This is a genomic window from Hyphomonas sp. UBA4505, assembly GCF_002388685.1.
Classification (GTDB): Bacteria; Pseudomonadota; Alphaproteobacteria; order Caulobacterales; family Hyphomonadaceae; genus Hyphomonas.
On the sequence record NZ_DGMZ01000007.1, the window covers coordinates 65,885 to 77,156 of the forward strand.

Below are 11,272 nucleotides of genomic sequence, written 5' to 3' on the forward strand. Positions count from 1 at the left end.
TATGGGGCCGTGTTGATCCCACTTGCCGGGCCTAGTTTCCTGTGAAACCAAGAGACCATGGATACATTGCAATCACTCAGCCGCGAAGATGAAGCCGCGCGTGAGCGTCTCAATAGCGCGAGCGAAGACATGGTGCAGCGCACCTGTAGTTGGTCTGACATCAATACGGGTAGCTGGAACACAGCAGGTCTTAAAAGCTTCGCGCCTGTTCTGGCCGGAGCATTTTCAGAACTGCAGGCCCATATTGATGTCATCGAAACTGAGGGTTTCGAAGCCGTGGCCGATAGCGGCAAGACGGAAGTTCAAATGACAGGACCTGTCATTGAAGTCACCGCGCGGCCAGAAGCTGACGTACAGGTCATCATGTCCGGGCACTATGACACGGTGTTTCCGGAAGACACTTTCGAGGGGGTGACCGACTTGGGGGATGGGCGTCTCAATGGTCCCGGCATGGCGGACATGAAGGGTGGCCTGTGCGTGATGTTGGAAGCGCTGAAAGCGTTTGAAGCCGGATCTTTGCGAGACCGACTAGGATACAAGATCGTTCTGACGCCGGATGAAGAAATCGGAAATTTTGCGAGTGCTGAATATCTGACCCGGGCCGCCAAGTCCGGTGCGATGATCGGTATGACGTATGAACCCGCTATGGAGACCGGCGCCATGTCGGGCGGCCGCAAGGGGTCGGCTGTTTTTGACATCGTGCTGCACGGTAAAGCGGCGCATGCTGGCCGCGCGAAAGAAGAGGGGCGCAGCGCGATAGAGGCAGCAGCCGAATTGGTGCTCGGGCTGGAGGCGATGAATGGCACACGCGACGGTGTTACCCTGAATGTCGGCTCAATTGACGGTGGGTCCGCCGTCAATATCGTGCCAGATCTCGCAGTCGTTCGGTTTGGCGCGCGCGCGCCGGATGCAGAGAGTGCTGAGTGGGCGACGTCTGAAGTTCGCAGGCTGTTTGAACGTGCGATCGCGCGCGATGGCATCAGCGGTCATCTTCACGGGGGCTTTTACCGTCCTCCAAAACCCAGAAATGCCGCGCAGCAGGCTCTGTTCGATGCGGTACATGCGACTGGGCAGGCAATCGGCCTCGAACTGGAATTTGTCGATACGGGGGGCGTGTGCGAGGGCAACAATATCTTTGCTGCTGGCGTCCCAAATGTCGATACTCTCGGAGTTCGCGGTGGTCGCATTCATTCCAATGAAGAATATGTGGTAACGGATAGTTTTGCTGAGCGGGCGACGCTGTCAGCGCTTTTGTTGAATCGACTCGCAGATGGCCGTCTGGATGCACGCCGGATCAAATCACTCATGGGTCAGTAAAATGTCTACACCCTATGTCATGCGCCCGTCGAAGCTGGAGGATCTACCAGCTCTGATGGAACTTGCTGAACTGTCAGGCCCAGGGTTTACCAGCCTACCAGTCGACGAGAGTATTCTGGAAAAGAGACTCTCAAAGTCCGAGAAGGCGTTTGCAGGGCGTCTGGACCGGATCGAGTATGGAAAGTACCTCCTGATGATGGAGGATGCCGACACGGGCGAGGTGGTCGGATGTTCAGCGGTAAAAGCTGGGACAGGAATTGACCAGCCTTTCTTCAACTATCGGATCATCACACTGTCCCAAGCCAGCCAAGCTGCTGGCAATATGCGGTTCGACATGGATGCACTGGTGCTGACAAATGAATATGTTGGGTATACGGAAGTTGGTACGCTATTTCTGAAAGCAAATCATCGCGGGGGTGGGGCAGGTCGTCTTGCTGCGCAATCACGCTATTTGTTGATGGCAACCGACCCCACGCGTTTCGGGACCAATGTGCTCGCGGAACTCCGCGGCGTGATTGATCAGAATGGTGTTTCGCCTTTCTGGGAGTGCCTTGGTCGTCATTTCTTTCGTATGGACTTTGACGAGGCTGACCGCTTGTCTGCGACCACGGACAATCAGTTTATCTGTGACTTGATGCCGAAATACCCAATTTACGTGGACCTGTTGCCGCCAGAGGCACGTGAGGTAATTGGGCGGTGCCATTCTGAAGGCGTAGGTGCGTACAAGCTCTTGCAGTGGGAAGGCTTCGAATTCGACCGTACCGTAGACATATTTGATGGTGGACCATTGGTCGCCACGCAGAAGCGACACTTGCGGACGATACGTGAGAGCCAGGAGGTGCGTCTGGAGGTGTCAATTGATGCAGGGGCACCGGAATTCAAGCAAGGACTGGTTTCGACCGACGAGTTGCCCGACTTTCGCGTGTGCCAGGCTGCCATTGCAATGCGCGACGATCAGACTGCGGTCACGACTGCAGACACTTTTGAAAAGCTTCAGATCAAGCCTGGAGCAAGAACCCGAATCTGGGTGAGGAGTTAGTGATGAACGACGCCGTCTGGATTGACGGGAGCTGGAGGCGTGGAAGCGGAGACGTATTCCAGAATTACTGTCCAGCAACTGGTGATGTGGCTTGGGAAGGTGCTTCCGCGACGGCCGGTGACGTACATGATGCTGTAGAAAGCGCACGCCGTGCATTTCACGGATGGTCTAGAATGCCGCAAAGCGAGCGCACAGCAATCCTTGAGGCTTATGCGGACGAGATTGGCAAGCGCACCGATGCGATTGCCGAGGCCATCAGCAAGGATATGGGTAAGGCCCTCTGGGAGTCGCGCGGTGAAGCTGCGACTATGAAAGCCAAGGTGGCTGTTTCGATAGCAGCTCAGGTGGAGCGCGCAGGCGGGAAAGTCCAGGAAGCAGCATTTGGCTCCATGCACCTGACTCACCGGGCGCACGGGGTAATGGCAGTATACGGTCCATTCAATTTTCCCGGACATTTACCGAATGGACATATTGTGCCCGCGCTTTTGGCCGGCAACACGTGCGTATTCAAACCTTCCGAACTTGGGCCCAGCGTCGCTGCGATCATGGCGGATGCATTTGCTGCGGCAGGACTGCCCGCTGGCGTGCTAAACATAGTTCAGGGTGGTCGTGAGACGGGCGGAGCGTTGTTGAACGCTGATATCAACGGATTGTTATTTACGGGTTCTGCCAATACGGGCGTTTTCTTTCACAAACATTTTGCGGGTCGCCCTGAAGTCATTCTTGCGCTTGAGATGGGTGGGAATAATCCCTTGATCATATGGGACCCCGCAGACGTGGACGCCGCCGCTGACATCGCGGCTCAGTCTGCTTTTCTTACGACCGGACAGCGGTGTTCCTGTGCGCGCCGGGTGATCTTGCCGGAAGGGGCGTTCGGAGACGCTGTGATTGAGGCCATTGTAGCCCGTGCCAAGGGGTTAAAAATCGGAGCGTGGGATGAAGACGATATCTTCATGGGGCCACTCGTTTCCGAGCAAGCCGCCACAAATGCAGTCGAATTCCAGATGATGCTGTCCAAGAAAGGTGGGCAAAGCCTGCGCCGCCTGAAACGGATGGATCGGGGCGGCGGTTTTGTGACTGCAGGTGTGATTGACGTCACGAATGCCACGGACATCCCGGATGAAGAATTGTTTGGTCCATTGATGCAGATTATTCGTGTACCCGACTTCAATAGTGCTCTGGAACGTGCAAATGCAACACGCTACGGCCTGTCAGGCGGATTAATCAGCGACGATGATGCGCTGTGGATCCAGGCGCATTCGGAAATGCGGGCAGGTATACTCAATCGGAATCGCCCGACTGCCGGTGCCAGCGGCGCGATGCCTTTTGGTGGGCCCGGTCTCTCAGGAAATTTCCGTCCGGGTGCCTACTATGCTGCAGATTACAGTGCCTGGCCACAAGCCAGCCAGGTATCTCAGACTGCCACGCGGATGACCGCGCAAGGTTTCCCAAAGTAGAACAGAACGAAGGATTGTGAGCGTGGCGCACGAAGTAAACTTCGACGGACTGATCGGACCCAGTCATAATTACGGAGGTCTGTCTGACGGAAATCTTGCGAGCGCGGCGAATGCGGGTGATATAGCCAATCCGCGAGAGGCCGCCTTGCAGGGTCTGGAAAAGATGCGGATGCTGATCGCACACGGTCTTGTTCAGGGTGTGCTTCCGCCTCTGCCACGACCGAACTTTGATCTTCTCGTCTCGGCGGGCTTCGGAGGAACGGATGCTCAGATCATTGAAGCGGCTTCGAGAACGGCGCCCGGACTGCTGAAGGCAGCGTATTCAGCCTCGAGCATGTGGTCCGCCAATGCCGCAACTGTCTCGCCTTCGGCAGATACGAGAGACGGCCGATTGCATCTGACGACGGCGAACTTGTCGACCATGCTGCACCGCGCGCAGGAACATCCGGACACGACCGCGAGTCTGATCTCGATCTTTTCAAATGATGAGAAGTTTGCGGTCCATGGTGCGCTTCCCATGCATCCAGATTTTTCGGATGAAGGCGCAGCCAACCATGTCCGCCTATGTTCGTCTCATGGGGAAGAGGGGGTAGAACTATTCGTCTATGGCCGCGAAGCAGGTGAAAGTACGATCGGGTTCCCATCGCGTCAGTCAAAGTTGGCGAGTGAATCGGTCGCCCGTGGGCACGGGCTCAAATCCAATCGTTGTGTCTTCATTCGGCAGTCCCGTGCGGCAATCGACGCCGGAGCGTTCCACAATGATGTCGTATCGGTCGGTGCGTTGGATACACTGTTCTTCCATGAACTTGCATTCGAGGACAGAAATGGCGCGCTGGATGCTATTCGACGCGCGTCTTCCGGCCTGTTTGACTTCAAGCCCGTGATGGTTCCACTTGCAGAAGTACCCATTGAGGACGCCATTCGCGCCTATCTTTTTAATTCTCAGCTCTTGAAGATGCCCGAAGAAGATCGCCTCGTGCTGGTCGCGCCTACAGAAACGGAAAATACTGAATCGACGCGCGCCTATTGCGAACGCCTTGTCGAAAGCAATGGACCAATCGGGAAGGTTATCTACGCCGACGTCCGACAATCCATGCGGAATGGCGGCGGTCCAGCCTGTCTCAGACTTCGGGTTGTCATGACCGATGATGAGATCGATGCCTGTCACCAGGGCGTGTTGATGGATGAGGAAACCATCGACGAGTTGCAGGAGGTTGTCCGACGAACTTATCGGGACCGTTTGGCCCCTGCGGATCTGGCCGATCCCTTGTTCGCAAATGAGTGTCGAGAAGCCCGGGAGGCCTTGTTGGGTGTGCTTGATCTGGAAGGGCTCTGCTAGTGATCCGAGTTTATGAGTATTGGCGGTCTTCGGCGTCCTATCGGCTGCGAATTGCGCTGAATCTGAAGGGCGCCTCATACGATACCATTCAGGTCAACATCGCTCCGGGTGCAGATGAGCAGCTTGGTGACGCTTATCGTGGAGTGAATCCGCAAATGCGCGTGCCGGCCATTGAGGTCAATGGGCAAATCATCGGCCAGTCCATGGCAATACTGGAGTGGATCGAAGAAGCATTGCCGGGACCATCCCTTCTGCCGACAGATCCGATCGAGCGTCTCGAGGTCCGCGCATTTGCCGACACGATTGCCTGCGACATCCACCCATTGAACAACTTGTCGGTGTTAAAAGAGTTGAGGGTCAATTATGGCGCTGATGATGCGGGTGTACGCGCATGGTATCATGACTGGATCCGGCGGGGCTTCGATGCCCTGGAATTGCAGGCCGCAAAGCGGACGCCGAAAGCCTTTCTCTTTGGCGAAACGCCCGGGCTCGCGGAAATCACGCTCATTCCGCAGATTTACAATGCCCAGCGATACGACATGAATTTGTCAGCATATCCGGCCTTGATGGCAATGGCGGAGAAGTGCCTGGCATTGCCAGCCTTCAAGAAGGCTGTTCCTGTAAAGCCTGAAGCCTAGTTCTCTTCACCATCGCGTTCATCATCGGTCTCACCGGGACGGCGAATGTCGACGATCTCGACCTCCTCGAAGTCACCGAGAGGCTCTGCCATCTTGCCGACATTCTCGTCGAGCCAGGTTGGAAATGATGCAATGAGGTCACCGCCGGGTGTGCCTTCGCTTGTCAAAATCCAGAGACCTTTTTTCTTGTGCGCCGGCACGACAATTTGGCAGCTCGCCGCATCGTTCAGGCGATCGCTGCAATAGGGAAGCGGTTCATCGACAGATGCAGGTTCGCCTGAAACAGCCAACGGGGGAATGCCATCCTTGGTGTCTGAAATGGACAGAAAGCCGCCGAAGCGTTCCCGCAGGGACGAGTCTTGTTCCAGGCGGGCAAGGATAGATTCCGGCAATGGGCGGTCATGAGCAATGACCAAGGCACGACCACGATTGTCGCGTCGGAGATAGGACTCGAAAGCGCGGGTCAGGTCGTCATGGGTCGCATTGTCTCGATAGAGGGGGGCATAGACCTCACCAACCAATCCGAGGTGGTCTTTCAGTGACTGGGCCTGACGACGCCCTCTGAGTTCACGTTTCTGCAACTCCGATTGCGTGGTGCCCTTGAGGGCCGAATCTTCACTGACGAGGAACACGTCGACGCCCCAACCATCCACCCAGACAGGAGCAGTTTCTTCCACGGGGAGGGCAGACCAGCTTGAATCTTCTGCATATTTCAGAGGATCCAGTTCAAGTTGAGGGCGCGGCGAGATGAAGGTGTTCCAAACCCAAGGACCAGCGCCAATGGCTAGCACTGCCGCAATTGCGATCAATACAGTGAAACGTTTCATCTGCTATTCCTGATATGAAGTTTGTTCTGTGTGAAACAGGTCAGTCGGTCTGCAGGCCAGAATAGCCCGGTTGATCGACAGACAACTGGTCAATTGTGGTGGTTTTGAGGTGTTCCAACAAACCAGGTGTGGTCAGATCCATGTCGCCGCGTTGCAGCAGGGTGCAAAGCTGTTCATTCAGGTCGCGAGCGGATGCGGTGGAGTCTGCATTGAGTAGAGCCGCAAGTCGTTGCCGCTCGGCTGCTTCAGCGCTTGGCCGGATATCCAATTCTCTGAGAACAGTCGCGAGAACATTCGAGGCGACCCGCGCATGAAAAGCTGCGTGCCCCGTCAATGAGGGCATGGCGGTTTCGTCAATAAAGGCTTTCACCGCCGTGATCATCTCTTTCTGGGAAGGCGCGTCGTGCATTAATCAGGCCCTTTTCTCGAGCAGATTGATCAAATCAATCTCGGTTTCGGACACGCGTCGCCCAATGGCCGCACGTTCCACGCTTGGATCGGCGCCAGACCGGAAGGCTTCGTACATGATCATGCACATGATGCCCCATTTCAGACTTCCGAGGATTTCCCACCAGTCGATCTCCTCGGTGGAAAAAGTACGACCGCCCGCAGTCTGATAAGTCTTCAACAGCTCATCCAGGTCTCCAAAACCGCCAACGCGGTTCTTTGAATAACCAAAGCGCCATGAATTGACGCAGAGCCAGGCAATGTCTTCGCGGGGATCACCAAGATGAGCGAGTTCCCAATCCAGTACGGCGGCAAGCCCCGTCTCATCGACGATCAGATTTCCAAGTCGGAAATCGCCATGTACGAGAACCGGGGGGACCGCGTCCGGTCGATTCGATTTCAGCCAGGCAATGGCAAGCTCGAATGCCGGGCGAGGAAGGTTGAAGTCGCGATAGATGGTTTCGTATTTCGCAAGTTGGTCCAGGCCGCCACTCTTGGGCAAATCCGGCAAAGCTTCCGGAGGAATTTGGTGAATGGCGGCGAGCGCTTGGCCACACTGCTCTGTCAGTCTTCCGCGAGCGGCCGAGTAGATGTCATCTCGCAGAATCTTGCGGGCGATGGTCTGTCCCGGAATACGGTTCATCAGGAACGCTTCGCCAATATCGCTGTCAGGCTCGAATACCTGAACCACTTTCGGAGCAGGAACCTCTCCCTCAGCACAGGAGAGCAACTTCGCCTCAGTGCCCAAGCCGATGGCTTCGGAGTTGCGGGCAACGCTGACACCGCCCGGTACGCGGCGCAAAATCAGGTCGACAACTTTGCCGCCCTGTTCAACATCCAGGCTCCAGGTCTCTTGACTGGCACCTCCTGACAGGCGAACCAGCCGTTCAACGGTCGCGTCAGCGCCGTAAAATTGCCCGGCCCATGCCTGTAAACCCTTTAGAATCTGATCTTGGCTACCCATCTTGTCACAATTGCGCGGAACACCCATCCCGCCAAGGCGTAACGCCAAGTCACCCCTGACCGGACGCCGAAGGAAACTATTGATGCCGAAGTCGAAAAAGAGAGATTACGGACTTCTTCCTACGGAGCCGCCCCCACGAGTCAGCCTGTTCGGCTGGCTCAGGGGGCGCTTCTTTGCAGGCATGTTCATCGCCTTGCCAGTCGTCGTGACATTCCTGATTCTGCAATTCTTGATCAGTGAAATCGACAAGCGCGTTGTGCCCTTACTGCCGGCGGCACTGAAACCTGAAACTTATCTGAATTACGCAGTTCCCGGTTTCGGACTGATCGTGCTCATCGTGTTTCTTACCGTGCTGGGCGGCATTGCGACGAATCTCATCGGTCGTTCCGTCATCAGTCTGGCTGATCGCATTCTGACCCGTGTTCCCTTCGTCCGTTCGGTCTATTCGGCGTTCAAGCAACTGGTTGAAGTCTTTGCGAGTAACAATACCGAACAGTTCAGCGAGTGTGTTCTGATCGAGTACCCGAAGAAGGGCACCTGGTGTCTTGGGTTCGTGTCGAGCCCTGCGAAGGGCGAGCTGAAAACGGTTCTTGGGCCCGCATTCATTGGAGTATTCGTGCCGACGACTCCGAATCCCACGTCGGGCTTCTTGATGTATGTGGAATCGAGCGAAGTCGTACGCCTCGACATGACGGTTGAGGAGGGCGCTAAAATGATCCTTTCGGCCGGTCTGGTGGTTCCCGAGCATCTGCCGATCAAAGAGGGCGATGCACCATCGACTCAATCTACTCCGTCGCCGGAGCCTGAATCCGGGGCGTAAGGAGTTCCCGAACGAGCCGAAGTGCCTGGCCCCGTTCACCAGAAAGCTGGGGATCGCGACTTACGATGGCTTCGGCGTCCTTTTTTGCGATTTCGAGCAGCGGGGCGTGTCGCGCTAGATCGAGTACCCGATAATCTGTGGCCCCAGCCTGTTTCAAGCCCAGCATATCGCCGGGGCCACGAAGTTTGAAATCCGCTTCAGCAATTTCAAACCCGTCCTCTGTGCGCCGGAGCGTGTCGAGCCGCTCATGCGCTGTTTCGCCCAAAGGCGGCCTGTAGAGCAACAGGCAATAGGATGGACGATCACCCCGACCGACGCGACCTCGCAACTGATGGAGTTGGGCGAGGCCAAACCCCTCTGCGCGCTCGATCACCATGATCGTGGCTTCTGGCACATCGACGCCTACTTCGATCACCGTTGTTGCGACCAATAACCTGGTACGCCCTGCGCGGAAATCTTCCAGTGCGGCGTCTTTCTCTGCAGGCTTGAGGCGACCATGGACAAGCCCCACAGCCACATTCAATTGGTCGGTCAGAGCCGCATGACGGCCAACGGCAGTGGAGTCATCGTCGTCGACATCAACCTTGGGGCATACCCAGAAAGCGCGCTCGCCCCGACGCAACGCCCGACTCACGGCATCTACTACCTCATCCAGACGTGTGTCTGGGATCGCACGGGTTTCGACGGGGACGCGGCCGGGTGGCTTTTCATCCAGTATCGACACGTCAAGATCTCCGTGAACCGCCTGTGCCAAGGTTCGAGGGATCGGTGTCGCGCTCATGACAAGCATGTGCGGACTGAGGGCCTTTCCAGCGAGGCGCATGCGGTCAGCCACGCCAAAGCGGTGCTGTTCGTCGACGATGACCAGACCCAGATTGCGGAATGCGACGGACTGCTGGAAGAGGGCGTGGGTGCCAGAAACGACGTGGATGCTCCCGTCGGCCAGTCCCATCAATATGCTTTCGCGCGTCGATGCCTTGTCTCGCCCCGTCAACGCGGCGACGGTGTAACCTAGCGGTGATAGAAGTCGATCCATGGTTTCATATTGCTGACGGGCCAAGACTTCCGTGGGAGACATGAATGCCGTCTGGAAACCAGCGCTCGCAGCTTGAACCGCGGCCATCGCACTGACCAGCGTTTTGCCCGCGCCAACATCACCCTGAAGCATCCTGCGCATGGGGGAGGTGGACGACATGTCGGCGGCGATCTGTTCGAATGCACGCGTCTGGGCGCCGGTCGGCTTGTAGGGGAGCGCGCGCAAGAGTGCTTGGTGAGATTCAGCACTCACCGGGACAGAGGGCGCCGCTCTTTTGGCGCGGCTTGCGCGAGCCAGCGCAAATGCTGATTCACGCGCAAGCGCTTCGTCATATGCCAATCGCTCGCGCGCCCTTTCAAACAGTTCGGGATCATACTCTATCGGTGCATGAAGGCAGCTCAGGGCCGCTTTGAAGCTCAACCAACCTCGCGCCTTGACCAAGTCGGGATCCGCCCATTCCGGTAAATCATCGGCGATATGATCCAGCGCTTGAACGGCGAAGCTGTGAACACGTTTGTTCGTCAAACCCGCTGTAAGACCATAGATGGGTTCGACAGCAGGAGGCATTGGGCCTTTGGCGGGATCAACAATGTGATCGGGATGGGTCATCTGGCGCTCGCCATTGAACTCTTCGACCATTCCAGATACGACACGCTCCTTGCCGATCGGAAATTGGCCTTGCAGCCATCTGCCGTCAGCCCGGAAAAAGGCAAGTGTGAGAAATCCGGTGCCATCGTACAGAACGATCTTGTGCGGAGATCGATCAGAATAGGGTGCGTTATAAGCATGTACTTCGCCGCGAAGGGTCGAGACCTCGCCGATCACCGCATCATCAATGTATTCTTTTACCCGACGATCCACCCAGCGCTCCGGCAAATGAAGCAACAATTCCCAAATACTGTCGCCACCTGTCAGGCGCTCCAGCACAGGCTTCAGCTTCGGGCCGACACCAGACAAACTGTCCAGGCCCTCAAACAAAGGAAAGAGTCGTTCGTCCCGCATCCCAACCAGACTATGCGCGCGCGGTGCGCTGCACAATCGCCGCTGTTTATTCCAGCTGCGCGTTCTATATGGTTTGGCAAATCAAAGGAGCCGAAGAATGGAAGCACGTCGCCGAAAACTCAAATTCAGGGCCTGGCGACGCGGATTCCGGGAAATGGACCTTCTCATGGGTTCGTTCGCAGATGCGCATATTGGTTCGTTCGGTGAATCAGAACTTGATGAATTCGAGGGTCTGCTCGGAGTTCCGGATTGGGAGGTCTATGCGTGGCTGATTGGCCAAAAGCCTGTGCCTGAGACTCATCGCGGTCCCGTGCTGGACCAACTCATCGCATTCCGATACGCCGCCCAAGGCGGTTAAGTCAGCCTTTCTTCCCATTTCTGTCGAA

Annotated in this window: 11 protein-coding genes; 7 read left to right on the plus strand and 4 right to left on the minus strand. The window is 56.4% G+C overall.

Translation table 11 applies throughout. The annotated features are described in order from the left end of the window. Positions 1–57: 57 nt before the first annotated feature. The 5 genes from B3527_RS04295 to maiA are packed head-to-tail and all read left to right on the plus strand — an operon-like array spanning position 58 to position 5,790. A complete protein-coding gene (locus tag B3527_RS04295) occupies positions 58–1,317 on the plus strand; it encodes a hydrolase (protein ID WP_290478836.1) in 1,260 nt (419 codons plus the stop codon). Between the two features lies 1 nt (position 1,318). After that, positions 1,319–2,356 (plus strand): arginine N-succinyltransferase, encoded by a 1,038-nt coding sequence (locus B3527_RS04300; RefSeq protein ID WP_290478835.1) that lies wholly within the window; start codon positions 1,319–1,321, stop codon positions 2,354–2,356. A 2-nt stretch (positions 2,357–2,358) separates the two neighbouring features. Further along, positions 2,359–3,813, plus strand: coding sequence for a succinylglutamate-semialdehyde dehydrogenase (astD, locus tag B3527_RS04305; RefSeq protein ID WP_290478834.1), 1,455 nt, complete (start codon positions 2,359–2,361; stop codon positions 3,811–3,813). Positions 3,814–3,829: 16 nt separating this feature from the next. Further along, complete coding sequence (locus B3527_RS04310) at positions 3,830–5,152, plus strand: N-succinylarginine dihydrolase (protein ID WP_349677856.1); 1,323 nt, start codon at positions 3,830–3,832, stop codon at positions 5,150–5,152. Continuing rightward, positions 5,152–5,790 carry a maleylacetoacetate isomerase gene (gene maiA, locus B3527_RS04315; protein ID WP_290478832.1) on the plus strand — a complete coding sequence of 213 codons (639 nt, stop codon included), beginning with the start codon at positions 5,152–5,154 and terminating at the stop codon, positions 5,788–5,790. Before B3527_RS04310 ends, maiA begins: the two co-directional genes overlap by 1 nt. Here the strand turns inward: maiA and B3527_RS04320 are convergent. From B3527_RS04320 to B3527_RS04330, 3 genes are read right to left on the minus strand one after another with little or no spacing between them, the layout of a single operon-like run. Continuing rightward, complete coding sequence (locus B3527_RS04320) at positions 5,787–6,617, minus strand: hypothetical protein (RefSeq protein WP_290478831.1); 831 nt, start codon at positions 6,615–6,617, stop codon at positions 5,787–5,789. The two genes, maiA and B3527_RS04320, sit on opposite strands and share 4 nt — an antisense overlap. A gap of 40 nt (positions 6,618–6,657) precedes the next feature. After that, entirely contained in the window at positions 6,658–7,026 is a 369-nt protein-coding gene (locus B3527_RS04325) for a DUF6285 domain-containing protein (RefSeq protein ID WP_290478830.1), read from the minus strand. Between the two features lie 3 nt (positions 7,027–7,029). Further along, positions 7,030–8,028 carry a phosphotransferase family protein gene (locus B3527_RS04330; RefSeq protein ID WP_290478829.1) on the minus strand — a complete coding sequence of 333 codons (999 nt, stop codon included), beginning with the start codon at positions 8,026–8,028 and terminating at the stop codon, positions 7,030–7,032. Positions 8,029–8,110: 82 nt separating this feature from the next. Here B3527_RS04330 and B3527_RS04335 point away from each other — a divergent pair, with 82 nt between their 5' ends. Next, positions 8,111–8,848, plus strand: a complete 738-nt coding sequence (locus B3527_RS04335; protein ID WP_290478828.1) for a DUF502 domain-containing protein — start codon at positions 8,111–8,113, stop codon at positions 8,846–8,848. On the opposite strand, the gene recG is transcribed toward B3527_RS04335, so the two are convergent. Then, positions 8,814–10,886 (minus strand): ATP-dependent DNA helicase RecG, encoded by a 2,073-nt coding sequence (recG, locus tag B3527_RS04340; protein WP_290478827.1) that lies wholly within the window; start codon positions 10,884–10,886, stop codon positions 8,814–8,816. The genes B3527_RS04335 and recG overlap by 35 nt on opposite strands. Before the next feature lie 97 nt (positions 10,887–10,983). Between recG and B3527_RS04345 the strand changes: the two genes are divergently transcribed. Beyond that, a complete protein-coding gene (locus B3527_RS04345; protein ID WP_051607584.1) occupies positions 10,984–11,244 on the plus strand; it encodes a succinate dehydrogenase assembly factor 2 in 261 nt (86 codons plus the stop codon). Positions 11,245–11,272 lie beyond the last annotated feature (28 nt).